The 24,218-nt window shown below is 65.6% G+C and carries 16 protein-coding genes; 9 read left to right on the top strand and 7 right to left on the bottom strand.

The window, feature by feature from the left end:
* The first annotated feature begins 18 nt into the window (after positions 1-18).
* The 5 genes from S2M10_RS02285 (at position 19) to S2M10_RS02265 (ending at position 9,185) form a co-directional block, all read left to right on the top strand.
* Entirely contained in the window at positions 19-1,050 is a 1,032-nt protein-coding gene (locus S2M10_RS02285; RefSeq protein ID WP_168844666.1) for a LacI family DNA-binding transcriptional regulator, read from the top strand.
* Between the two features lie 296 nt (positions 1,051-1,346).
* A complete protein-coding gene (locus S2M10_RS02280) occupies positions 1,347-4,658 on the top strand; it encodes a TonB-dependent receptor (RefSeq protein WP_168844665.1) in 3,312 nt (1,103 codons plus the stop codon).
* Complete coding sequence (locus S2M10_RS02275; protein ID WP_168844664.1) at positions 4,658-5,992, top strand: pectate lyase; 1,335 nt, start codon at positions 4,658-4,660, stop codon at positions 5,990-5,992. Before S2M10_RS02280 ends, S2M10_RS02275 begins: the two co-directional genes overlap by 1 nt.
* A 134-nt stretch (positions 5,993-6,126) precedes the next feature.
* Positions 6,127-7,053, top strand: a complete 927-nt coding sequence (locus S2M10_RS02270; RefSeq protein WP_168844663.1) for a transferrin-binding protein-like solute binding protein — start codon at positions 6,127-6,129, stop codon at positions 7,051-7,053.
* Between the two features lie 92 nt (positions 7,054-7,145).
* Positions 7,146-9,185, top strand: a complete 2,040-nt coding sequence (locus S2M10_RS02265) for an amidohydrolase family protein (protein ID WP_168844662.1) — start codon at positions 7,146-7,148, stop codon at positions 9,183-9,185.
* Positions 9,186-9,242: 57 nt separating this feature from the next.
* Here the strand turns inward: S2M10_RS02265 and S2M10_RS02260 are convergent, their stop codons facing one another.
* The 4 genes from S2M10_RS02260 to S2M10_RS02245 form a co-directional block, all read right to left on the bottom strand.
* A complete protein-coding gene (locus S2M10_RS02260) occupies positions 9,243-10,850 on the bottom strand; it encodes an alpha-glucosidase family protein (RefSeq protein ID WP_168845087.1) in 1,608 nt (535 codons plus the stop codon).
* A 5-nt stretch (positions 10,851-10,855) separates the two neighbouring features.
* Positions 10,856-12,649 (bottom strand): alpha-amylase family glycosyl hydrolase, encoded by a 1,794-nt coding sequence (locus tag S2M10_RS02255; protein WP_168844661.1) that lies wholly within the window; start codon positions 12,647-12,649, stop codon positions 10,856-10,858.
* Positions 12,646-14,157: a tryptophan halogenase family protein gene (locus S2M10_RS02250; protein WP_168844660.1), complete on the bottom strand. Its 1,512-nt coding sequence runs from the start codon at positions 14,155-14,157 to the stop codon at positions 12,646-12,648. Before S2M10_RS02250 ends, S2M10_RS02255 begins: the two co-directional genes overlap by 4 nt.
* Before the next feature lie 65 nt (positions 14,158-14,222).
* A complete protein-coding gene (locus S2M10_RS02245; protein WP_168844659.1) occupies positions 14,223-17,042 on the bottom strand; it encodes a TonB-dependent receptor in 2,820 nt (939 codons plus the stop codon).
* Positions 17,043-17,307: 265 nt separating this feature from the next.
* Here S2M10_RS02245 and S2M10_RS02240 point away from each other — a divergent pair, with 265 nt between their 5' ends.
* The 3 genes from S2M10_RS02240 to S2M10_RS02230 all read left to right on the top strand — a co-directional run bounded on the left by S2M10_RS02240 (position 17,308) and on the right by S2M10_RS02230 (position 20,297).
* On the top strand, positions 17,308-18,336 hold the full coding sequence (locus S2M10_RS02240) for a LacI family DNA-binding transcriptional regulator (protein ID WP_168844658.1): 1,029 nt from the start codon (positions 17,308-17,310) through the stop codon (positions 18,334-18,336).
* A gap of 2 nt (positions 18,337-18,338) precedes the next feature.
* Positions 18,339-19,829: an MFS transporter gene (locus S2M10_RS02235; RefSeq protein ID WP_168844657.1), complete on the top strand. Its 1,491-nt coding sequence runs from the start codon at positions 18,339-18,341 to the stop codon at positions 19,827-19,829.
* Positions 19,830-20,039: 210 nt separating this feature from the next.
* Positions 20,040-20,297 carry a hypothetical protein gene (locus S2M10_RS02230; RefSeq protein WP_247650566.1) on the top strand — a complete coding sequence of 86 codons (258 nt, stop codon included), beginning with the start codon at positions 20,040-20,042 and terminating at the stop codon, positions 20,295-20,297.
* Positions 20,298-20,333: 36 nt separating this feature from the next.
* Here S2M10_RS02230 and S2M10_RS02225 read toward each other — a convergent pair whose 3' ends face one another.
* Complete coding sequence (locus S2M10_RS02225; protein ID WP_168844656.1) at positions 20,334-20,846, bottom strand: hypothetical protein; 513 nt, start codon at positions 20,844-20,846, stop codon at positions 20,334-20,336.
* Between the two features lie 92 nt (positions 20,847-20,938).
* On the opposite strand from S2M10_RS02225, the gene S2M10_RS02220 reads away from it, so the two are divergent.
* Positions 20,939-22,756 carry an FAD/NAD(P)-binding protein gene (locus S2M10_RS02220; protein WP_168844655.1) on the top strand — a complete coding sequence of 606 codons (1,818 nt, stop codon included), beginning with the start codon at positions 20,939-20,941 and terminating at the stop codon, positions 22,754-22,756.
* A 21-nt stretch (positions 22,757-22,777) separates the two neighbouring features.
* Here S2M10_RS02220 and S2M10_RS02215 read toward each other — a convergent pair whose 3' ends face one another.
* Both S2M10_RS02215 and S2M10_RS02210 read right to left on the bottom strand, forming a co-directional pair.
* Entirely contained in the window at positions 22,778-23,440 is a 663-nt protein-coding gene (locus tag S2M10_RS02215) for a sigma-70 family RNA polymerase sigma factor (protein WP_168844654.1), read from the bottom strand.
* Positions 23,441-23,596: 156 nt separating this feature from the next.
* Positions 23,597-24,211 carry a hypothetical protein gene (locus tag S2M10_RS02210; protein ID WP_168844653.1) on the bottom strand — a complete coding sequence of 205 codons (615 nt, stop codon included), beginning with the start codon at positions 24,209-24,211 and terminating at the stop codon, positions 23,597-23,599.
* Positions 24,212-24,218 lie beyond the last annotated feature (7 nt).

Raw genomic sequence — 24,218 nt, 5'->3', positions numbered from 1 at the left:
CCCGTATAGCATCGCGCCATGGAAAAGACGGGAAAGCCCACCATCAACGACGTCGCCCGGCTCGCCGGGGTTTCGAAGAAGACCGTCAGCCGCGTCATCAATCGTTCCCCGCTGCTCAACGAGGATACGCGCGCTCGGGTGGAGGCGGTGATCGCGGATCTCGGCTATGTCCCCAATGTCCAGGCGCGCGCGCTGGCGTTGCGGCACAATTTCCTGCTCGGCCTGATCCACGACAACCCGAACGCGCAGATGGTGATGAACGTGCAGGCGGGCATCCTGGAAGCGATCCGCGACACCGAATTCGAGCTGATCGTCCGTCCGATCGACCGCGGTTCCTCGACGATGCTGGCGGACGTGCGCGCCTTCCTGGAGCGGCAGCGGCTGTACGGCGTGCTGATCCTCCCGCCGGTATCGGAGAACGACATGCTGGCCGATCTTTGCCGCAGCCTCGGCACCCGCTACGTCCGCATGGGCTCCGCGCCGCTCGACACGCCCGAGCACATGGTTGCCTCGAACGACAGTGAGGTTGTGGTAGAGGCGGTGCGTCATCTCGTCGCGCTTGGCCATCATCGGATCGGGCTGATCGCGGGCCCGCACGGTTTCCGTTCGGCGCGCGAGCGGCGGAGGGGCTTTGAGCAGGCGCTGGCCGATGCGGGGATCAAGCTGCCGCGAAGCCTGATCGCAGACGGCAATTATACCTTCGAGAGCGGCCTTGCGGCGGCCGACCGGCTACTGGACCTGTCGCCGCGGCCGACGGCGATCTTCGCTTCTAATGACGAGATGGCGGCGGCGACGCTGCACGCGGCGCGGCGCCGCGGCATGAGCGTGCCCGAGGATCTGTCGATCATCGGCTTCGACGATACCGCGATCGCCTCGCACATCTGGCCGCCGATGACGACGGTGCACTGGCCGATTATCTCGATGGGCCGATCGGCGGCACTGAAGCTGCTGGTCGATTTCTTCGGCGACGATCAGGCGGTGGAGGAGCCGTCGCTGTTCCCATCGACGCTCATTCACCGGGCCTCGGTGGCGCCCCCGCGCCCTAACTAACGCGCTAGCCAAGTGTGGCGCCGTGGCCGCGCCGGGCAAAAATGTCGTATAACGGCTTATGACACCGGTTGACATGGTGCCAGCGCCTGCAACAATGCAGGTCAATCAAGCGTGATGCAGCGCTTGCGCCAAGTCGAACGCAAGATTCGGCGATGGCGTGGGAGAGGATTGGCGCGACCTGGTCCTGGAATCGAACGCCGGTAATCACCGGCCTTCGAAACCTGGTCGTGTATCCACTTGCCCGCCGTCCGGCGCAGTCGCGCGCATGCTCAGGCATGAGGACAGGGGAGGTTCGAATGGCGGATTTCAGCGATATTGTGGTTCCTGCGCGCAGCGGCCTACGGCTCGGCGCGTCGATGGGCACGCTCGGAATGGCGCTCCTGCTTGCCGGAACGGCGCAGGCGCAGGTGCAGCAGGGCAACGACGTGGCACGGGTAGATGCAGCGCGGGACGCAAGCGTGCAGGAAGAGCCGTCGCCGATCGACCCGCAAACCGGCGACGAAATCGTTGTCACCGGTTTCCGTGCATCGCTGCAGAACGCGCTGAACCTAAAGCGCCGCTCCAACCAGATCGTCGATGCGATCACCGCCGAAGATATCGCAGACTTCCCCGATGCCAACCTCGCGGAGTCGATCCAGCGCCTGCCCGGTGTGTCGATTGACCGCGACAATGGTGAGGGCCGTTCGATCACCGTGCGCGGCCTGGGCGGCGATTTCCAGTCGGTGCGGCTGAACGGTGCCGATGCACAGAATGTCGCCGGCGGCAACCAGTCCGATGCCGGCGCCAATCGCAGCCGCGGCTTCGATTTCAATACGTTCGCCTCCGAACTTTTCGGCGGCGTCAAGATCACCAAGTCGACGGCAGCCGAGAATGACGAGGGCTCGCTCGGCGCGATCATCGATCTCACGACCGGCCGCCCGCTGGCCTATAAGGGCAATCGCTTCGCGCTGGGCGGCGAGGCTGAATATCGCGAGAATGGCAAGACGTGGAACCCGCGCTTCACCGGGCTGGCCTCGGTCAAGCTGACCGAAAATTTCGGCGTGCTGGTCTCCGGCGCCTATCAGAAGCAGGAGCAGCAGATCGATTCCTACCGCCGCGGCATCGGCGTCTTCGATTACGTGTACCGCAACTCCCAGATCAACGGGGTGACGCCGCCGGTCTATGGCTTCGCGCGGCCGGGCGGCACGGGGGCGACCTTCGGATCCGACCCCGCCGCCTACGGGCTGCTGACGCCGACAACGATCATCCCAGGCCTTCCCTCGATCAACCGGCAGAAGCTCAACTATGAGCGGCTGGGCATCACCGCCACGGCGCAGTGGCAGCCGAGCGAGCGCACCGAGATCATTCTCGACGGCGTCTATTCCAAATACGACCAGGACAGCGAGCTGGCCGGCATCACCCCGATCGGCCTGAACCGCAACGGCACCAACACGCGCGTGACCCAGAACACGCTGCGCGCCGTGGGCACCACCAACGGCAATGCGGACCGCGTCGCGCTCTATCCCAACTGCGTGCGAAGTGCGATCGTCGATTGCGGCCAGCAACTCAACGGCAGCAGCGTGCTGCCCGGCTATTTCAACAGCTATAATCCCGATAATCTGAGCGCGTTCGACTATTACAACAACCCCCGCTCGCCGGGCTATGTCGCGACGAGCAACCAGACAGGCTATTACACCCAGCTGCTCGGGCGCCCCAACACGGTAGTGCGCGCCGCCAATGTCAATGCCGCGGGGCAGGCCGATTACCTCCAGCTCGACCGCGTCGACTGGCGCAGCTCCATCGATACGCAGAGCGGCTCGACCGAGTTCAGGCAGGCGACGCTGAACCTCCGTCAGGATTTCGGTGAGCGGCTGACGATGGAAGGCACGCTCGGCTGGTCGAAATCGGTATTCGATGCGACCGGCTATCTCGCCGAGGTCAACGCCATCGACCAGAACGGCTATGTGTTCGACGAGCGCGACGGCGGCAAGATGCCGGTGTTCAACCCTGGCTTCAACGTCGCCGATCCCAATGCGTGGACGCTGGTGAAGGGCCTTTCGACGATCCGCGTGTTCAAGAACCAAGTAACCAACGAATATCGCGTCGGCCGGTTGAACTTCGCGTTCGAGGCGGTGCCGGAGATGACCCTCCGGTTCGGCGGCACCTACAAGAAGTTCAGCTATTTCGCCGATCAGCAGCGCCGGGCCCAATCGATCGAGGCGCTGAACCCGACGTTGGTGGAGGCGGGGCTTAACGTCACCGATCTGGGCGGCGTCTATGGCTTCGGCCAAGGCCTCGACGTGCCTGCGGGTACACCGACCAGCTTCTTCGCGCCGGAGATCGGCAAGTTCGTCAACGCCTTCGGGATCGACTGCAACTGCATCAACAAATGGGGCGATTTCCGCGTCGTGCCGGACGGACGCCAGGGCGGCGGGGTCGACGAGCGGGACATTTCGGGCTTCTTCCAGGTCGATTATGACCTGACGCTGCTCGGCGGTCCGCTGCGCGGCAATGCCGGGCTCCGCATTGCCAACACCCGCGTCAACGGCCGCGGGAATGTCGGCGGTGCGGACGGCATCCCGGGCATCGCAGTGGTTGCCAACAACGAATATTGGGACTGGCTGCCCTCCACCAATATCAACTGGGAGGCTAAGCCGGGCCTGCTGATACGTTTTGCCGCCGCCAAAGTGATGTCGCGGCCGCAGCTCTCCAGTCTTACGCCTGGGACCACGTCCTTTTCCAGTACCCTGGCTACCAACGGCTCGGCTCCGTCGCTGACCGTCGGCAACCCCTATCTCAGTCCGTTTCGCGCGACCAATCTCGATCTCAGCATCGAGAAATACTTCCGGAACAACGGCCTGATCGCCGTGGCGCTGTTCAAGAAGAACCTCGACAGCTTCCCGCAGCAACTGGCCGGCGAGGCGCCGCTGTCTACCGTGTTCGAGCCGGCGATCTACAACCAGATCCTCGCCTCGATGACCGATCCGCTATTGCGGGCCTATACGCAGAACGGCGGCACCTGGGGGGCGCGCCAGTTCAAGGACGCCCCGGGCGGCACGATCAAGGGTCTCGAGGTCAATCTGCAGACCGATTTCTGGTTCCTGCCTGCACCGTTCGACAAGATGGGCGTCACCGCCAACTACACCCATATCGACTCTTCGCTCAGCTATCTGACGGGTACGGTGCTGGCGACGACCCAAGCGGGCGGGACGGCGACCGCGCAGAACAGCTATGCCACGGCACCGTTCCTGAACACTTCGCCGGATGCGTTCAACGCCACGCTCTATTACGAGAACGAACGCTGGTCGCTGCGCTTTTCGGGCGCCTATCGCACGCGCTACGTCAACCGCTTCCCGCTGGCGACCGGCACCTGCTCGGTCGGCACAACCACCAATGCCGGTGCGGCCTGCAACTCGCCGGTGTTCGCCGACTTCGGCTACAACGAGAACCAGTTCAATCTCGATGCGGCGTTCGCCATCAACGTGACCAAGTTCGCCCGCTTCTCGCTGGAGGCGCGCAATCTGACCAACCAGCCGCAATATCGTACGATGTATGCCGCGAACCCGGTGTCGCAGATCTATGGCAGCACCGGGCGGATCATCACCGCCGGCGTTCGGCTGAACTTCTGATGCGCACCGCAGCGATGCTCGCCCTGCTCCTGACCGCGCCTGTACTTGCGCAGGAGCGGTCGATCCCGGCGTTTCCTGGCGCGGAAGGGGCGGGTGCCCAGGCGCTGGGCGGGCGTGGCGGCAAGGTGCTGTTCGTCACCACGCTGGACGATCGCGGACCCGGCAGCCTGCGCGCGGCGGTGGAAACGCCTGGCCCCCGGACGATCCTGTTCCGAGTCTCCGGCACGGTCCGGCTGGAAAAGCCGCTGCGGATCCGCGAGGGGCGGGTGACCATCGCCGGTCAGTCGGCACCGGGTGACGGCATTACCCTGCGCGACCACCCGCTGGAAGTTGCCGCCGACGATGTGGTGATCCGCTATATCCGCGTGCGGCTGGGGGACGAGAGCCGCACCGAATCCGATGCGATCTGGATCCTCGGCGGCCGCCGCATCATCCTAGATCATGTCTCCGCGAGCTGGTCGGTGGATGAAACACTGTCCGCTTCCACCAATTATGCCAAGCCGGGAGAAGGCTTCTGGGACTTGACCGTGCAATGGTCGATCATCGCGGAGTCGCTCACCCATTCGCTCCACGCCAAGGGCGAGCATGGCTATGGCAGCCTGATCCGCGGCGGGCGGGGGGCCAGGATCAGCTTTCACCACAATCTTTGGGCCAATCACGAGGCCCGCATGCCACGGCCCGGCAACTATAGCGGGCCGGAGATCGACCCCGAGGGCGCGTTTTTCGACTTTCGATCCAACATCTTCTACAATTGGGGCAAGGGCTGGTCCGGCTACAATGCCGACAAGGCGACGCTTGCCCGCTACAATTTCGTCGACAATGCCTATGTGATGGGTCCGCAATCGGAAAAGCCGATCGCCTTTCACGAGAGCAACACGCTGGCGAGGGCGTGGTTCGCCGGCAACAGCATGAACGGCGCAATCCCGGCCGATCCATGGAGCCTCGTCGACGGCATTTCGCCCGAGGGCTACCGGCTCCACGCGCCGATCCCGATGCCGCCGGTGACGCGCGATGCGGCAGCGACTGCGTTCGCGCGCGTCTTGGCGAGCGCGGGCGCTTCCAGGGTGCGCGACAGCGTCGATGCCCGGGTGGTCGCCGGGGTCCGCGATCGTACTGGCCGTCAGATCGACAGCCAGCGCGAGGTGGGAGGCTGGCCGGAACTCCGGAGCGCGCCCGCGCCTCGGGATAGCGATGACGACGGCATGCCCGACGCATGGGAAATCGCGCATGCCCTCGACCCTCGAGACCCGCGCGACGGGAACGCCGATCGTAATCGGGACGGCTGGACCAATCTGGAGGAGTGGCTGGCCGACTGCACCGTGCCGCGATCCTGAACTCGCACCCCCACCGGGCGGTTTGGGGGCATCCCGCGCATTGCGGTGCCGAGGGCCATCGGTTAGCCTATGAATGCGTGCAATAGCGCCGGGGCAAGGCAGTCAATGCGCGGGGGATTCGAAAGGGGAATCGCATGAAACTGAATGGAGGCGCGTTGGTCGCGCTGGCCGTTGTGCTGGGCGGGTGCAGTGGCGGCGGTGGAGGAGGCGTCAGCGGACCGGGCTTCATCCCCGTGCCCGCCGCGCCGACCGACCAGCGAAACGCGACGCTTACCGACCTTCGCTTCGCCGAAGGGTTCGGCGGGGCCGCGGGGCGCATGCGCTATTCGATATCGGGCACCGGAGCAGCGAGCGACTTCGACGGCACCGTGCCTGTCTCCTCCAACAATTTTTCGGTGCGGTATGATGCGGCCGCGCAGAGCTACACGATCTCAATGGCGCCTTTCACCTCGCCAGCGTTCGGTCCATCCGACCGCACGTCGAGCACGAACACGCTGAGCAATTACGAGAAGCGTTCGGGCAATCGGCAGGAAAATCTGTCGCTGTTCAATCCCGGCGCGGGCAATCCGCAGCTCGTGCTCACTTATGCCAGCTATGGCGCCTATCAGGCGATCACGCAGGGCAGCCCTATCGGTGTCGACACGATTTTCTTCGCCTATGGCGTCCGCACGGCGCCATCGGACATGCCGAAGACCGGGACGGCGAGTTACACCACGGTCGTCGATGGGCAGTTCGCCGGCGCAAACGGTGTCTACGCGATGGGCGGGCAAGGCAGTTTTTCGGCGGACTTCGCTGCGGCGACGGTGCAGGCGACGCTGCAGCTGCGCGGGCAGAATGTAGTGACGAACGGCCTGCGTGATTTCGGAACCCATGCGCTGACGGGGGCTATCCGCTCAGAACAGACCGGCGTGTTCTTCTCGGCCGCGGGCGGCGCCAACGGGGCGACGGTGAACATGCAGGGCGCGTTCTACGGGCCCGGCGCGGCGGAGATCGGCGCGAACTTCGGCATCATCAATGCCGACGGGCGCGGGGTTGGCGCGATGGTCGGGCGCAAGAACTGATCGGAACGATCGCACGGGGCCTGCAATTGCGCGGATGCGGACCCCGTGCCAGACAGGCGCGGTCCATTCGTTTCGATCCAGTTGGGGGTAACATGCGCGCACTTCGTCTGGGGGTTCTGCTCGCCACCGCTGCCGTGCTGCCGGCGGCGGCGCAAACGCAGAAGGCCGATCTGATGGCGCCGCCTCCGGAGGCGCGGCATTTCACAATCTCTTCCACCGCCGGCAAGCATGGCGACATTTGGTCCTGGACCATGCCCGACGGACGCATCGCCTATCGCATGTCGATGTCGCTGCGCGGCTGGATCACCGAGACCGACGAAGTGGTGAAGCTGGGGCCGGACCTGCGGCCGGTCGACATCGCGGTGCGCGGCTTCACCGACAGCGGCGACGCGACGGAGACCTTCACCGTCGATCCCGCCGGTATCGCGCGCTGGAAGACGGCGGTGGATGCGGGCGAGAAGCCGTTCGACAAGGCGCGCTACAACAGCTATGGCGGCCCTTGGCTGGCGCTTGAGAACGATATCAACGCGCTGGTTGCGGCCGGATCGGCGGGGATCGACCTGCTGCCGAGCGGCCATGCCAGCATCACCATCGGCAAGCCGGTGGAGATCGACGGACCGGCCGGAAAGAAAACGGTGAAGCTGGCCTATGTCACCGGCATCGGCTTCTCGCCCTCGCCGGTCTGGCTCGACGCGCAGGACCATTTCTTCGGCTCTGCCGGCGGCATGTCGCTGCTGCCCGAAGGCTATGAGGCGGCCGGGCCGAAGCTGAAGGAAATCCAGGACAAGGAGGCCGCGGCGATGGTGCGCGACGTTGCGCATCGCTTCCTCACCCCGGCCAATCGCACGCCGACGCTGGTCGACCATGTGCTGCTGTTCGATTCCGTTGCCGGCCGCTATCTGCCAGACCAGGCCGTGCTGATCGCCGACGGCAAGGTGGCGAAGGTCGGCCCCGCCGGCAGCATCGCCGCGACCAAGGCAATGACGGTGATCGACGGGCGAGGCCGCACGCTGCTGCCCGGCCTGTGGGACTCGCATCAGCATGTCGGCGATGACTGGAACCTGCTCCAGAACGTCGCCACCGGCATGACCAACTATCGCAGCCCCGGCTCGTCGATCGAGGATGCGCAGAGCATCTTCAAGCGCCGCGCCGCGGGCGACCTGCTGGCGCCCGACGGCAAGGTTTCGGTGATCATCGACAAGAAGGATCCGCTGGCGGCGCAGGGCGCGCTGACCGTCTCGTCGGCGGCGGAGGCCGTGGCGGCGGTCGACAAGATCAAGGCCGCAGGCATGTGGGGGGTGAAGTTCTACACCTCGATGGATCCGGCCTGGATCGCTCCTGCGGCGGCCGAGGCGCACAAGCTGGGGCTGCACGTCCATGGCCATGTGCCGGCGCGGATGCGGCCGCTCGATGCGGTGCGCGCGGGCTATGACGAGGTCACCCACATCAATTTCATCCTGATGCAGGCGATGCCGCAGGACGTAGTGGACAAGGCCAATACCGCCGCGCGGCTCGAAGGGCCGGCGCAATATGGCAAGGACTTGAATCTGGACTCGCCCGAGCTGCGCGCCTTCTATGCAGAGCTCGCCAAGCGCAAGACGATCATCGACCCCACGCTGACCGTGTGGGAGCCGCTGCTGACCTCGGACGGGAGCGCCGTGCCGCCGGAATATGCCGCCTATACGGACATTGCGCCGCCCGCGGTCGCGCGCGGCTGGAAGATCGGCGGCTATCCGCTGTTCGCCGGCCTGACCCGCGCCGATTTCCGCAAGAGCTTCGGCAAGATGGTGGAAGTGGTCGGGCGGCTGCACAAGGCGGGGGTGCCGATCATCGCCGGCACCGACGGCTATGGCCTGGAGCTTGTGCGCGAACTGGAGCTTTACCAGGAGGCCGGCCTCACCAATGTCGAGGCGCTGCAGACCGCGACGATCGTACCTGCGCGAATGGTGGGCATGGACGACAGGGTGGGCGCGATCGCACCGGGCAAGACCGCGGACATTCTCCTCGTCGAAGGCGATGTGCAGAAGGATATCGGCAACCTGCGCCATGTCCATACCGTGTTCCTCGACGGCTATCGCCTCGACGGCGACGCGCTGCGCAAGGCCAGCGGGCTCAACGGCATGCCGCGGTAAAAAAAAGGGGCCGGCGCGGGGCCGGCCCCTCAGGATCTCCCGGTTGGGGGAGGGGACTCAGCGCGCGAGCAGCGCGGCGAAAGGGGGCAAGGCGGTCGTGGTCGCGCCGTTCAGCGCCTCGATCGGCGTCGCACCCTCGAGAAGCCCGGACGGGATCGCGATCGCAGTATCGGAGAGATTGAACGCGCACAGGATCCGCGCATCGTCCAGCGTGCGGGTGAAGACGAGCAGCGCGGCATCGGCGTGCAGCACCTCCATCCTGCCTTCCATCAGCGCCGGGTGCGCCCGGCGAAGCGCAATCAACCGCCGGGTGAGCCGTAGCGGCGAGGCGGGATCGGCTTCTTGCCGATCGGCCGCGAGCGCCATGTGATCGGGGCCGAGCGGCAGCCAGGGGCGGGCGGCAGAGAAGCCGGCATGGGGTGCTTCCGCCACCCAAGGCATCGGCGTGCGCGCGCCATCGCGGCTGAGGGTGAGCGGCCAGTTGGCGATCGCCTCGGGATCCTGCAGGTCCGCATAGTCGATCTCGACCTGGGTCAGGCCCAGTTCCTCGCCATAATACAGGATCGCGTTGCCGCGTAAGGAGAGCAGCAGCAGCATCTTCAGCGCGGCAAAGGTGCCGCGATGCTCGGGCGCGACCCAGCGCGAGATGGCGCGCGGCGCGTCGTGATTCTCGAACGCCCAGCTTGGCCAGCCCACGCCCGGTGCGTCTGGCCATTCGGCGACGGCGTCGCGGACGAGCATCGGCGTCAGGCGATCGGCGTAGAGAAAGTTGAAGCCATAGGCACTGTTCAGCCGCGTGCTCCCAGCGGTGAACAGGTGCATTTCGGCCTCCGGAGAGGGCCCGCCGACTTCGGCAACGGTGAAGCGCCCGGGGTAACAATCCGCCAGCGCGCGCAGCTTCTCGAGCAGCAGCGGGATATCCGCATGGCTCTGGTTGTAGACATGCTGCTGGAAATCGAACGGACGGGTGCGCGGCGCGCCCGTGTCCGGCGCGGGCGGATTATCCCGCAGGTCGGGGTCGTGCATCGTGAAGTTGATCGCATCGAGCCGGAAGCCGTCGACACCGCGATCCAACCAGAATTTCGCCGTCGCCAGGGTGGCCGCCTGCACCTCCGGGTTGTGGAAGTTCAGGTCCGGCTGCTCGCGGAGGAAGTTGTGGAGATAATATTGGCCGCGCCGCGCGTCCCAGGTCCAGGCCGGGCCGCCGAACACAGACTGCCAGTTGTTGGGCGGGCTGCCGTCGGGCTTGGCATCGGCCCAGACATACCAGTCGGCGCGTGCGTTGGTGCGGCTGGTGCGGCTTTCCTGAAACCACGGATGCTGGTCCGAGCTGTGCGAATAGACCTGATCGATCAGCACCTTGAGACCCAGCGCATGTGCCCGGGCGACCAGCGCGTCGAAGTCTGCGAGCGTGCCGAACACGGGGTCGACGCCGCAGAAATCGGCGATGTCATAGCCGAAGTCGCGCATCGGTGACGTGAAGAAAGGCGAGATCCACACCGCATCCACCCCCAGCGCGGCGACATGATCGAGCCGCGCGGTGATGCCGGGCAGGTCGCCGACGCCGTCGCCGTTCGAGTCCGCGAAGCTGCGCGGATAGATCTGGTAGATCACCGCGCCGCGCCACCAGGGCCGGGTTTCGGTGGAAAGCTCGCGCATCGACATCAGGTTCACTTCGGAGCTCCGGCCGCGCAGACGGTGTAGCCGAACGCGGGAAGGGAAAGGGCGATGCTGCCGGGGGCGACAGCGTTGGCGGGGCAATTGCCCGCCAGGGTACGGAAGGCGGTGGAGCCGGTCTCCACCTGGACGTTGCCGCTCCAGGGGTCGGGGCTGGTGTTGAAGGCGATCACGGTCTCGGCGCCGGTCTTTGGATCGAAGCGAGAGACGGCGAACAGGCCGGGCTTGTCGCTGGCGAAACGGGTGACCTGTCGGCCGCGGGTAAGCGCGGCATGGCCGGTTCGCAGCCGGGCGAGCATCGCAATCTCGCGGAACAGCGGGTGCGCGGGGTTGAAGCTGGGAGCGGCGGTGGTGGCAGCAGTGCCGAGCAGCCTATTGTCGTTGTAGCTCGCGACCTTGCTCCCGAACATGTCCTCGCGCGCATCCTGGTCGTTGCCGTCGCTGACGAAGCCCTGCTCGTCGCCCGAATAGATGGTCGGCACGCCGCGCAGCAGCAGCAGCATCGCCTGGCCAAGCTGGACGCGCCGGAGCAGTTCTTCCTGGCCGATCCTGGGGAGCGCCTGCCGGATGAAGGTGGCGAGGCGGCCGGCATCATGGTTGCTGACGAAGGTGGGAAGTCGGTGCGCGGTCGTCTCGCCGCCTTCGTACAGCACGTCGGCCGCGAACATCTTGGCGAGGCGATCGGTGCCCTTGCCACCGGCGACGTCGATCACTGCCTGGTTGAAGGCGAAGTCGAGCACCGCCGGGAACTTGTCCACGCGGGTGTGCCGGGCCAGCGCCGCTACTTCGGGATCGGCGACCTCGCCGAAGATGTGGAAGTTCGGAATGCCTCTGGCCCTGGCGCGGGCCCGCATGGCGGGGACGAAGGCCTGCCAGAATTCGGGGTTCACGTGGCGCGCGGTATCGACGCGGAAGCCGTCGATGCCGAACCGATCGATCCAGCCGCCGAAAATGTCGATCATGCCCGCGACCACACGCGGATGCTCGGTCATCAGATCGTCAAGGCCGACGAAGTCGCCCATCGTCGAACTTTCGCCCGCGAAGGTCGAATTGCCGCGATTGTGGTAATAGATAGGATCGTTGAGCCAGGCAGGTACCTTCACCCGCTTCTCCGCCTCGGGCACGATCGGCGTATAGGCGTAGTCCGGTCGGGTGAGCTTGGCGAAGTTGGCCGCGCTGTGGTTGTCGTCGCCGGTGAAGCCGGGGTTGATGGCCGCGCCGGCGACGCCCCCTTTGCGCTGGTACGGAAAGTCGGCCCGGCTGCGATAGCTGCAGTCGCCGCATTCCCGGAACTGGATGACGTCCGCCGTGTGGTTCACGACGATGTCCATATAGACCTTGATGCCGCGCCTGTGCGCCGCGTCCACCAGCGCCTTGAACTCGGCATTGGTGCCGACATGCGGATCGACTTGAGTGAAATCGGTGATCCAATAGCCGTGATAGCCGGCCGATTCCTGTCCCTCCGGCCCCTGGACGGGCTTGTTCTTGAAGATCGGCCCGACCCAGATCGCGGTGGCACCCAGCGCCTGGATATAGTCGAGCCGGTTCAGCACGCCCTTGAGGTCGCCGCCGTGATAGAAGGCCTTGGACGCGGGATCGAAGCCGGTGACCAGTCGATCGCCGCTCAGCCCGCCACGATCGTTGGTGGTATCGCCATTCTCGAAGCGATCCGGGAGGAGGAAGTAGAGCACTTCATCCTCGGGCAAGCGGTCGCGATAGGTCTGGGCCACGGTCGGCGTCGCGGCGAGCGCGGCAGCGAGCAGGGCAAGGGCGGTCGAACGGATCATGCGGCAATCTCCGCGTCCGGGGCACCATGCGCGCGGACGAAGTCGCTATGAGGGGACATCTGCGCGACTTCGCGCGCGTTCAGCTTGGCGAGAAGGTCGAGATATTCGGCGATCTGCGCGACCGGCGGCTGGTCGGCGAGGGGGTGATGTCCCTCCGCCGCGATGCCCTGACCGGCGAGCACCTGCAGCCAGGCCACGTCGCTGAACAGGTCGCCTTCCTCGCGGACGATCTCGCCGCTCGCGCGCCACAGCGCGATCTTCTCGGCCAGGCCGTTGGGCAGGGGACTCTCACGGCGCTCGCGCCAGAAAGGCTCGTCGCGGTCGTTCGCGCAGTAATGCAGGATCAGGAAGTCGCGGATGCGCTCCATCTCGAGCGCGGCCTGCCGGTTGTAGCTGTCGCGTAGCGGCGCGAGGGCCCGGCGGCCGGGCAGCAGCTTGAGCACGCGCTCCACCGCCGACTGGATCAGGTGGATGCTGGTCGATTCCAGCGGCTCGAGAAAGCCACTGGACAGGCCAAGCGCGATGACATTGCCCGCCCAGCAGACCTCTCGGCGCCCTGCCAGGAAGCGCAGCGGGCGTGGGTCGGCGAGCGCCGGCTCGTCCAGCCCCGCCAGCAGCCGCGCAGCCGCCTCGTCGTCCGAAAGGTGGCGGCTCGAATAAACGATGCCGTTGCCGGTGCGGTGCTGGAGGGGGATCCGCCACTGCCAGCCGGCATCGTGCGCGGTGGCGCGGGTGTAGGGCGTGAAGTCGCGGGCGCGGGCGCTCGGGACCGCCAGCGCACGGTCACAGGGCAGCCAGTACGTCCAGTCCTGATAACCGACCCCCATAGCCGCGCCGATCAGCCGCGCATGGAAGCCGGTGCAATCGAGGAACAGGTCGCCTTCGATCCGGCGGTCGCCGTCGAGGTGCAGCGCAACCAGCTCGCCATGCTCGCCGTTGCGGGCGACGGCTTCAATCCGCCCCTCGTGGCGCACCACGCCGCGCGCCTCGGCATAGTCGCGCAGGAAGCGGGCATAGAGGCCGGCGTCGAAATGGAAGGCATAGGGCATTTCCGGCAGCACGCGGGCGGTGCGGGCCGGTCCGCGCTGCATCCGGTTGGCCAGCGCGGCGACATTGTTGAGCGAATAGGCGGCGAGCGGCTCGGCGACTCCTTCCGTCAGCCCGCGCAGCCAGGTGTGGCGGAAGGCGAGCAGGCCGTTGTCGCGGCCGACATCGCCAAAGGCGTGCATGTAGCGGCCGCCCTTGGTCCAGCCGACGAACTCGATGGCGAGCTTGTAGCTGGCCTGGGTGGCGGCGACGAAGGCGTCCTCGTCGATGCCGAGGCTGGCGTTGAACATCCGGATCTGCGGGATGGTCGCTTCGCCGACGCCCACCGTGCCGATCGCCTCGGATTCGATGACCGTCACGGTGAAGCCGGGACCGAGGAAGCGGATCAGCGCCGCCGCGGCCATCCAACCGGCCGTGCCGCCGCCCGCGACGACGATGCGATATGGTGCTGCGGTTGCCATGGCCTACCCCCTCCGGTGCCGGCGGTACGACCCGGTTCCCGCTGGGGGAACCGGGTCGCCGAACGTCAGAACTTGTACGTGATGCCGAGATAATAATCGCGGCCGTAGCGCTGATATTCGCGCACCAGGCGGGGATCACCCGCCTCGGTGGTGATGAACGGCGCATCGGTGAGGTTCTTGGCCTGCGCCAGGATCGCGAGACCCTTCAGCGGACCCGACTGGAATTCATAGCCGATCTGCGCATCCAGCACGCCTTCGGACTTGCCGGTGCGGAACTCCGGATTGGCCGAAAGACCGGCCAGCTCCGCCAGGAAGCTGTCGCGCCAGCGATAGGTGGCACGCGCCTGGAAGCCGTTCTTCTCGAAATAGGCGGTGCCGGTGGCGATCCACTTGGACTGGCCGGGAAGGGTGACCGGCGTGTTCGGGTTGCTGCCATAGACGACGCGGCTGTCGACATAGGAGCCGCTGGCGAACACGCCAAAGCCGTCAAGCGCGCTGCTGAACGTGCTGAACGGCAGCGAGGCGGTGGCTTCCACGCCCAGGATATCGCCGCGGCCGGTATTGTCCGGCGTCTTCACCAGGCCGAACTGCGCGTTCTGCGCCCGCACGATCGCAGCTGCTGCCGGCGGCAGTGCCGAGAGCAGCGCCGAGAAATCGTACAACGTGCTGTTGTTCGGATCGACGAAATCGGTGAGGTGCTTGTAGAAGCCGGTCAGCGCCAGATAGCCGCCGCCGCGCAGATATTTTTCCACCGAGATGTCGATGTTGGTCGACTGATACGGACGCAGGCGGAAATTGCCGCCGTCCGAGCTGAACGGACTGTTCTGCGGCAGGTTGCCGAGGCCGACCTTAGACAGATCGACATTCACGGCCTGCGTAATCCGCTCCTGGTCGAGGCGCGGGCGCACCATGGTCTGCGCGGCACCCATCTTCACGTAGAAGGCAGGCATCAGCTCGAGGCTGAACGTCGCCGAGGGCAGGAAGTTGGTGTATTTCGTGTTGTCGGCAACCGGTGCCACAGTAACCACGCCGCCCTGCAGCGCCGCGATCGCGCCGGACGAGCCCTGGTCGGTGTGGACCACCTGCAGGCCCAGCGTGCCCTTCAGCGCCTTGCCGCCGACGGTGCCGTCGATCGTCAGCTTGGCATAGCCGGTATAGACCTTCTCGGTCACCGTGTTGTCGCGCACCAGCGAGCCGGGGCGGTTGTCGAACACCGAGCGGAGCTGGGGGTAGACCTTCAGCGGGTCATAGGTCAGCATTTTCGGCACGCCGAGATAGGCAAGCGCGACCTGTTCGGAGAGCAGCGCGTCGGCGGGCACCGCGAAGCTGGTCGGCGTACCGCTGGCGATGGTGCAGTTGGTGCCGGCGCCCGGCGGGCACAGGAAATAGGAGGTGTAGCGGCTCTGCTTCTCGCGCCGGCTGAAATTGCCGCCGACCTCCCAGGTGCGGACGATGCTGCCGCTGAATTCGCCGTTGAAGCTGGCGCGCAGCGACTTGAGGTCGTCCTCGAAGTCCGGGCGATTGAGGAAGCCTGCCTGTACCACTGACTGGGTGCCGTTATAGCCCCAGCCGCGCGGATCGGTCAGCCGGATGACGTTGGTGTTGGTATAGTCCAGCGTCGGCACGATGCTGAAGGTGCCGTTCGCATTCTGGTTGATCCGGATCGTGTCCTTCGCGCCCGACGAGTTGTAGCCCGTGCCCGAATAGGTTTCGAGCAGGAAGTCGGTGCGGGTGGCGTGGCTCCAGCTGGCGTCGACCACGAAGTGGATGCTGTCGCTCAGCTTGAAATCGTTGTTCCAGCCCAGCGAGATGTTCTCGGCCTTGCGCTGGTTATAGTCATTGCGCTGCACCGCCACCACGTTGGTCAACGTGGCGCTGGTCACCAGGCCGTTCTGCACGGTGTAGCCGGGCTGGATGACGGCGTTCGAGCCCCATTGTGGCGCGATCGGGAATTCGATGCCGCGCAGGCGCTGGGTTTCCTCGAAATGCGAATAGAGGCCGTCGAAGGTCGAGTGGAAATTCTCGCTCGGCTGCCATTCGACGGTGGCGACGCCGCCATAGCGCTTCAGCAGGTTCGACTGGACATAGGGCTTGGCGCCGCCGAGGAACAGGTTTCCGCCCGCAGCGGTCTCATTGGGGAAGCCCCAGGCGGCGTAGCGCTCGATCTGGGTCGGCGTGTTCTGCGCCGAAACGCCGATGGCGATGCCCAGCGTGTCATTCGCGAACTTGTCGACATAGGTGGCCGAAGCGCGATAGCCGTAGCGGGTACCGTCCGGGTTGAGCGCCTTCTGCTCGTTCATCTGGCCGCGCGCCGCGACGACGAAGGTACGCTTGGACTGGTCGAGCGGGCGCAGCATGCGCATGTCGACCGTGCCGGCGATGCCTGCGGCGATCAGCGAAGCGTCCGCCGACTTGTAGACGTTGACGTTCTTGAAGAATTCCGACGGATATTGATCGAACTCGACGCCGCGATTGTCACCGACCGTCACCTGCTCGCGGCCGTTGAGCAGCGTGGTGGAGAAATCGGGGCCGAGGCCGCGGATCGACAGGCGCTGGTCACGGCCTTCGAGGCGCTGGGCGGTGACACCCGGAATGCGGGCCAGCGAGTCCGCGATCGATACGTCGGGCAGCTTGCCGATGTCCTCGGACGAAACCGAGTCCACAATCATCGTGTTGTTGCGCTTGATGTTCGCCGAGCTGGCGAGCGCCGCGCGAAATCCGGTGACGACGATCGCCTCGCCCGGTGCGCTATCCTGCGCGTCTGCTGCAGGCGTGCCGCTGTCCTGCGCGAAGGCGGCGGTGGTGAAGCTGAACGCGATCGCGGCGGCGCTGGCGCCTAGGGCGATGCGGGCGGCACGACGGCCGCGGAACGTGCTGAATACCATGTCTCTCCCCAATCTCGTCTCTGATTGCCGGCTCTTGGGTGGCCGGATGATGCCCGCCCCATGCGGGAATGCGCTGAACTTGCGCTGTGCGGCATTCAATCTTGCAAAAGGGGGTATGGAGGCCAGCCGCTCACATACGTATTCAGGCCCGTTTCGGACCCTCTGTGGTTTTTACGTACCCCGGCTCGATTGACGCGGCCCCCCGTCCGCGCCCATGCATAATATGCGATGCGACGACGATGCGCGCACGCGGGGAGGAAGCAGGATGGGCATGCAGCGCAAGCCTACATCGTTCGACATCGCCCAGCTTGCGGGCGTTTCGCAGCCGACCGTGTCCCGCGCCCTGCGGGGCGAGGCGGGTGTCAATCCGACGACTCGGTTGCGTATCGAATCGATCGCCAAGCAATTGAACTATCGTGTCGACAAGGCAGCCTCCAATCTCCGCACGCGGCATTCGCAGACGCTCGCGCTCCTCTTCTTCGAAGATCCCACGTCGGACGATTCGCTGATCAACCCCTTTTTTCACTCGATGCTCGGATCGATCATCCGGGCCTGTGCCGAGCACAACCATGATCTGTTGATCAGCTTTCAGCAGCTCTCCAGCGACTGGCACACCGATTACGAGGATGCCCGCAAGGCCGACGGCCTTATCCTGCTCGGCTATGGCGATTTCGAGCTGTACCGCGCGCGGCTGAAGGCGCTGCAGGATACGGGTACGCACTTCGTCCGCTGGGGGTCGGTGCTGTCCGAAGGCGCCGGGCTCACCATCGGCTGCGACAATCGCGGCGGCGGCGGGGAGGCCACGCGGCATCTGCTCGGGCTCGGGCGCAGGCGAATTGCATTCTTGGGTACGGCGTCGAGCCACTATCCCGAGTTCCACGAACGCTATCGCGGCCACGCCCAGGCGCTGGCCGGGGCGGGGATCGCCGAGGACCCCGCGCTGCAGATCGACGCGATCACCACGGAGGAATCCGGGGCGGCAGCGGCACAGGCGCTGCTCGACAGCGGCGCGGACTTCGACGCGATCCTCGCGGCGAGCGACCTGATCGCGATCGGCGCGATGCGGGTGCTCCAGGCCGCGGGCAAGCGCATTCCAGAGGATGTTTCGGTGATCGGTTTCGACGATATTCCCGCGGCCAGTTCGGCCAGCCCGCCGCTCACCACCGTGATGCAGGACGCACGGCTCGCGGGCCGTACGCTGGTGGAAACGCTGATCGGGCGGATCCGGGAGCGGCCTGTGGGCCCGGCGCTGCTCCCCACCAGGCTGATCGTGCGCAAGTCTTGCGGGGCGTGACCGTGGAAAAACCCCGCCAGTCCTTCGCCGGCCTGTGGAACATCAGCTTCGGTTTCTTCGGCATCCAGATCGGCTTCGCGCTGCAGAACGCGAACATGAGCCGGATCTTCCAGTCGCTCGGCACGCGGCTGGACGATTTGCCGGCGCTGTGGGTGGCGGCGCCGCTCACCGGGCTGTTGGTCCAGCCGATCATCGGGCACCTCAGCGACCGGACCTGGCTGGGCAGGCTCGGGCGGCGGCGACCCTATTTCCTGGGCGGCGCGATTCTCGCCGCGCTGGCATTGCTGCTGATGCCGGAGAGTCCGGCGCTGTGGTTCGCCGCGGGGCTGCTTTGGGTGCTCGACGCCTCGCTCAACATCTCGATGGAGCCGTTCCGCGCCTTTGTCGGCGACATGCTGCGCAAGGACCAGCACAGCGCCGGCTATGCAGTGCAGACGGCCTTCATCGGCATGGGCGCGGTATTGGGATCGATCTTTCCCTGGGCGCTCGAGCATCTCGGCGTGTCCAACGCAGCGGTAGCGCACGGCGTGCCGGATACGGTGAAATACGCCTTCTGGTTCGGCGGGGCGGCGCTGTTCTGCTCGGTGCTGTGGACCGTGCTGACCACGCGCGAATACAGCCCGGCCGAGATGGCGACGTTCGACGGGCCTGCGGCGGCGGATGACGGAGCAGCGGTGCGCCTGCTCGCTGTGCGGCACCCGACGGCCGGACTGCCGTGGATCATTGCGGGCGCGCTGGTGGTGCTGGCGGTCGTGCAACTGCGGCTCGAGAAGGAAGTGTATCTGCTGGGCGGTCTGCTGATCGCCTATGGGCTGGCCCAAGGGCTCGCGATCCTGCGGGCGCGGGCGGGCCGCACCAGCATGCTCGGCCATATTGTCGGCGACTTTGCCGGCATGCCTTCGCTGATGAAGCGGCTGGCGGTGGCGCAGTTCTTCAGCTGGTCGGCGCTGTTCATCATGTGGATCAACACTACCCCGATCGTCGCCGGCGCGTTCTACGGCGCGCCCGATCCGAAGAGCGCCGGATATCAGGAAGGCGCCAATTGGGTAGACGTGCTGTTCGCCACCTATAACGGCGTCGCGGCGATCGCGGCGCTGACGCTGTTGCCGTTGCTCTCCACGCGGTTCGGCAAGGCACGAACGCACATCTTCGGGCTGCTGTGCGGCGCGGCGGGCTATGCCAGCTTCTTCCTGGTGCAGGATCCGGCATGGTTGATCGCCAGCGAGGTCGGCATCGGCATCGCGTGGGCGTCGATCCTTGCCATGCCCTATGCGATCCTCGCCTCCAGCCTGCCGCAGGCGAAATTGGGCATCTATATGGGATTGTTCAACGTGTTCGTGGTGGTGCCGCAGCTGCTGGTCGCCACGGTGATGGGGTCGATCATGAACCGCTTCTTCCCCGGCGAGCCGATCTGGACGATGGCCTTCGCCAGCGGAACGTTGCTGCTTGCCGCGGCGGCGATGCTGCGGGTGGCGGCGCTATCGCGGGACTAGAGGGGCACAGGGTTAAGAGACTGCTGCCCAGGCTAGTAGAGCAATCAATTGCCCCGGTGCGGCAAAAAGGCGCATCACCTGCTACGGCTTTTGTTGATTCCTTGCGAGGAAACATTTCACACTTTAACGTTTTTTGACGGAGCTGTTCGCGGGCCCGCTCGCGCGGACTACGGTGCTTCTGACCATCGCCTATTTCTGCCATATCATGACTTGTATTTCATTCTGAAGTGGTTGCCGAAGATCGTCGTGGACATGGGCTCCGCGGCATTGCAGGCGGCTGGGGTGTTGGTCTGGGCCAATGTCGGCGGTTTGGCGGGCGCCGTGCTGCTCAGCGTATTGAGTTGGCGCCTGCCACTTCGGAGCCTGCTGGTCGCCGCGATGGCAACGGCGATCGGGTCGCTCGTCGCCGCACTGGCGCTGCTTGGTCTCAGGCCTCTGAGGATAGCCCGCAGCGGCGCGCAACCGTGACACATGCTGCAGGCGGACTGAGGGCTTCCGGCTGGTTTAGACGATGCTGGCAGGAGGCATTGGCAGACAGCGATCAGGCGGCCGCGGTGCCAGCAAACGTACGTAACGTGCCTGCGAACGAGGCTCAGGCACCTCGCCCAACAGATCGCGGCGCAATGCATAGCCCGATTTCCGGGCAAGATCATCGAGGTTGACACATGCATCGACGTGCCAGCCAGGTGCACCCTGGCGCGCAACCTGCACCGCTTCCTTCATGTTTCCGGCACAGAAAAAACGATAGTCATGCTCTTCGCGCATCGCGCGCGCCGAATTGCGTCCAAGCTCGGCAACGAAGAAGGATGGTCCGTCTCGCGGCCCCTCGTCGGTCAGGCTCTCGAGCTCCAGTTCCGTCCATCCGTCGAGATGGGCAGCACGCATCACGCCTGCAAATCGGGTCTGGCACTCGAGAAGGAGTTGCTCTTCGCAAGACGCGACCAGCGCATGAACCTCGTGACACTCGAACAGATTCCCGTCGCGCATGCCTCCAATTTCCACGAGGTAGAGCTTCATTATGTACCCTTCATGCCTGCGTTCCGATTGCGCACGCAACGCCCGCGCCGTTGCAGGAACCTCCCACTGGTGGGCAGCGTTCCAGCACTCCTTTGAAGCGCGCTGCGCGAATAGAGGCGTTTCGTATTCACATCCAGGATCGTCATGACCTTGGCGAGCGCATCGCGATCGTCGGTGCCGGCGCCACCGGCACCTATGTGCTTGCCGCCCTGCTCCGCAGCGGGGTCGCGCGCGAGATCGTGGTGTTCGAGAACAGCGATGCTCCGGGCCCCGGCCTTGCCTATGCCGAGCATCTCAACGCGCCGCATGCGCTGTCGAACATCGCAGGGATCGAAATCCCACCAGTGATCGAAAGCCTGAACGCGTGGGCAATGCGGCAGCCGCAGGACAAGCTTGAGACCTGGGGTATCCACGCATGCGCGGGTGACGATCGCGCCTTTTTCCCGCGGGTTGTCATCGGTGCCTGGCTGGCCGATCAGTTCGCCATGACCGTAGCGCGCAGCCCGGTGCCGGTATCGGTGCAGCGGCAGGCGGAAGTCGTGGATGTCGTAGCGATGCCAAAGGGCTGCCGGGTAGACTGGCGTGGTCCTGAGAGTACCATCGTGCAGGACCAGTTCGACCGGCTGATCCTGGCGACGGGCTATGGCCCGATCGCGACGGAGGGGGCGGCGGCGGCCACGCGAACCGGGAAGACCGCCGCGGCATTGGGAAGTACCCAGCAGACCCAGCGCTTCGGTGTGTTGGGCTCGTCCCTGTCGGCGATCGACGTGGTTACCGCAATTGCTACGGCACGGGGCAAATTCGTCCTGCGCGGTGGCACATTGGCCTATGTGGCCGAAATGCCGTGGCAGGCGACCTTGCTCAGCCGGCACGGCGTGTTGCCGGAAGCGGACTATTGGTTCCCCCATCCCCTTCCCGAACTGGAGGCGTTCACGCAGGAGACCGCGGCCGCGACGTTACGCGGGGGCGACGGAGACCTGGACAGGCTTTTCGAGCAGTTCGTCGCGGTGCTCAGGAAGGGCGCGCCCGATTGGGCCGCGCGTCTCGATCTGGGCAACGCCACGGCGGACGACTTCGCGGCCCGCTACTTCGCCGCACGGCATGCAAGCACCGCCTGGGACCATGCCCGCCAAAATCTGGCCGACGTCCGGCGCTGGCAAAAGGATCACGATACGCCCTTCTGGCGCATCGCGATTCTCAAGGCGCATGAGGTCTTCGCGACGGTGATCCCGTCGCTGTCGAAGGAAGAGCTCGCCCGCTTTCACCGGGGTTTGAAGCGCGTGTTCACCGACAATTATGCAGCCGTTCCGCACCTTTCCATCGAACGGCTACTCGCGTTGCATGACGCCGGCCACCTCGATGCGCGCGCGCTGGGCGACACCTATGACCTCTCACCGCAGGAGGATGGCACGTGCCTGGTGCGTTCTCCGAATTGGACCGGACCGTTCGACGAACTGCTCGACGCCCGCGGACACCGAACGGCCGCGCTGAACCATTTTCCGTTTCCTACTCTTCGCCTTCAGCTCTGCGCCAGCGCCATCGAGGCCGATCAAGCGTGGAGCAGCGGCCTCAATCCGACATGCGACCTGACGATGCGCGAGCAGGACCCGTTGTTCGAACACGTGCATCTATGCGCGTTACCTTTTCTGCTGGGCAATCGTCCTTTTGTGCAAGGACTTGTGGAGTGCGCCGGGATGGCTGACGCGATCAGTCGCGCGATCCAGGACGCGCGGAACTCGTCAGATGCGGACCAGATATCCGCTGCGGACTTACTGGATATCCTGGAAAGGCCTAGCGTGATTCTACCGGACGGAGCGGTGTTGCCCCTGGCCGGATCAAAGCAGGGGCGAACAGCGCGATCCGCGCCGTTGACGAAGCCGCTATCCCAGCCTGGCCGCTTCGAAACGTGAAGACCGAGGGGGCTCCTTCCGTCAGGCCGCGATCGGAAGCTGCACAACCTCTGCTGCGCGCGCCTCGGGAGCATAGCGCGCCTGAACGGCATTCAGCGACGCGAGAAGGCTGATCACCGCCCCCTCGCTGCTGTCAAAGTCATGCCGCTTGGTCTTGAGAACGCCTTCGCGCATCAGAGTCTCCAGCGCAGCGCGCGCGCGCGACACACGGCTTTTTACTGTGCCCAGCATGACGCCGGTAACCTCGGCCACTTCTTCATAGGACATGCCCGCCGCAGCGACCAATATGATCGCCTCTCGCTGATCGAGGGAGAGCTGCTCGAGCGCCCGCATCAGGTCGCGAAGCTCTACCGTCTTGTCCTGGCTGGCCGGCGCGGCGAGGACGCGATCCGCAACGACGTCGTTCCACTCTCCTACGAAGCGCTTCCGGCGCGTCTGGCTGAAATAGATGTTCCGCAGGATGGTGAAGGTCCAAGCCTTGAAGTTCGTGCCGGCCTGAAACCGGCTTCGCGCGGTCCAAGCCTTTAGCATCGTTTCCTGGACGAGATCGTCCGTGGTATCGCGATTGCCGCTGAGGCCCCGTCCAAAGGCGCGGAGGTGGGGGATGACCTTCTGCAGCTGATCCTTGAATGCTTCATCGGTAAGCGCGGTCGTGCCGGAACCGCGCGCATCAGCGTTTTGCATGGTTGTCCCCTTTATCCTGTCCCCGAAAAACGTTTCGGGAGGGAAACCGTTCCATTTCGCCGGGACGGTTGGTAGCGATTGGGGACGAATAGGATATGACCGGCTGCGGCCGCTTCGGGAGGCCGGCGGTCTGCCGGCACGTGTCGTTCTCCCGCGTCAGTCGATGCGCGTGGCCAGCACCATCCGCTTGTCGAACCATTCGAACGCCATCTGGGGTCCCATCGGCAGCACCAGGCCGAACCATTTGCCGCTGGGATCGCTCGGCACCGCCCAATGCCCCTCGTCGCAGCCGAGATGCCGGGCCTTGCCGGCGTCCCCGGCGACACCCCAGGCCTTCAGCGCCGCCGCCAGGGTTGCCCGCGCGGCAGCGGGCCGCGGGGTGGCGACGGGGCTCAGATAGGGGCCGGTGCAGACGTCGCTATGGTCGAACTGGCCATTGTCCGGCCCATCCCAGCGGATCGCGCCCGACGCGTCCCCATTGTCGGTGACGGTGAAGCTCGACCCCACCATCCCCATTTCGTCCTCAACTGGGTCCTGATTGCCGGGGTTGTACACGTTGACCACTCGCCATCTGCCGACGATCTGGCACGGGCTTTCGGGCGCGCCCGGACCGCAGTCCGCGGCGGCCGGCAGGGTGGAGGTCGACGCTGCTGCCGCCGGCTGGGCTGCGTTGGCGGCTGCGGCGGCGGACGGCTGGCGCTCTCCGGCACCGTCGCCGTTCGCCGCGCCGCATGCCGATAGCAACAGCAGGGGAGCGAAGACGAAACGCATGCGGGAT

The sequence above is a fragment of the Sphingomonas sp. S2M10 genome, from assembly GCF_012650175.1.
Classification (GTDB): Bacteria; Pseudomonadota; Alphaproteobacteria; order Sphingomonadales; family Sphingomonadaceae; genus Sphingomonas.
This window is presented reverse-complemented; position numbering and strand designations above follow the sequence as displayed.

What these genes read in the sequence shown, in the direction of transcription:
- S2M10_RS02210 (WP_168844653.1), bottom strand. Translation starts at nt 24,211, where the DNA reads ATGCGTTTCGTCTTCGCTCCCCTGCTGTTGCTATCGGCATGCGGCGCG.
- S2M10_RS02215 (WP_168844654.1), bottom strand. Translation starts at nt 23,440, where the DNA reads ATGCAAAACGCTGATGCGCGCGGTTCCGGCACGACCGCGCTTACCGAT.
- S2M10_RS02255 (WP_168844661.1), bottom strand. Translation starts at nt 12,649, where the DNA reads ATGATCCGTTCGACCGCCCTTGCCCTGCTCGCTGCCGCGCTCGCCGCG.
- S2M10_RS02240 (WP_168844658.1), top strand. Translation starts at nt 17,308, where the DNA reads ATGGGCATGCAGCGCAAGCCTACATCGTTCGACATCGCCCAGCTTGCG.
- S2M10_RS02225 (WP_168844656.1), bottom strand. Translation starts at nt 20,846, where the DNA reads ATGAAGCTCTACCTCGTGGAAATTGGAGGCATGCGCGACGGGAATCTG.
- S2M10_RS02275 (WP_168844664.1), top strand. Translation starts at nt 4,658, where the DNA reads ATGCGCACCGCAGCGATGCTCGCCCTGCTCCTGACCGCGCCTGTACTT.
- S2M10_RS02270 (WP_168844663.1), top strand. Translation starts at nt 6,127, where the DNA reads ATGAAACTGAATGGAGGCGCGTTGGTCGCGCTGGCCGTTGTGCTGGGC.
- S2M10_RS02260 (WP_168845087.1), bottom strand. Translation starts at nt 10,850, where the DNA reads ATGTCGATGCGCGAGCTTTCCACCGAAACCCGGCCCTGGTGGCGCGGC.
- S2M10_RS02285 (WP_168844666.1), top strand. Translation starts at nt 19, where the DNA reads ATGGAAAAGACGGGAAAGCCCACCATCAACGACGTCGCCCGGCTCGCC.
- S2M10_RS02250 (WP_168844660.1), bottom strand. Translation starts at nt 14,157, where the DNA reads ATGGCAACCGCAGCACCATATCGCATCGTCGTCGCGGGCGGCGGCACG.
- S2M10_RS02280 (WP_168844665.1), top strand. Translation starts at nt 1,347, where the DNA reads ATGGCGGATTTCAGCGATATTGTGGTTCCTGCGCGCAGCGGCCTACGG.
- S2M10_RS02245 (WP_168844659.1), bottom strand. Translation starts at nt 17,042, where the DNA reads ATGGTATTCAGCACGTTCCGCGGCCGTCGTGCCGCCCGCATCGCCCTA.
- S2M10_RS02265 (WP_168844662.1), top strand. Translation starts at nt 7,146, where the DNA reads ATGCGCGCACTTCGTCTGGGGGTTCTGCTCGCCACCGCTGCCGTGCTG.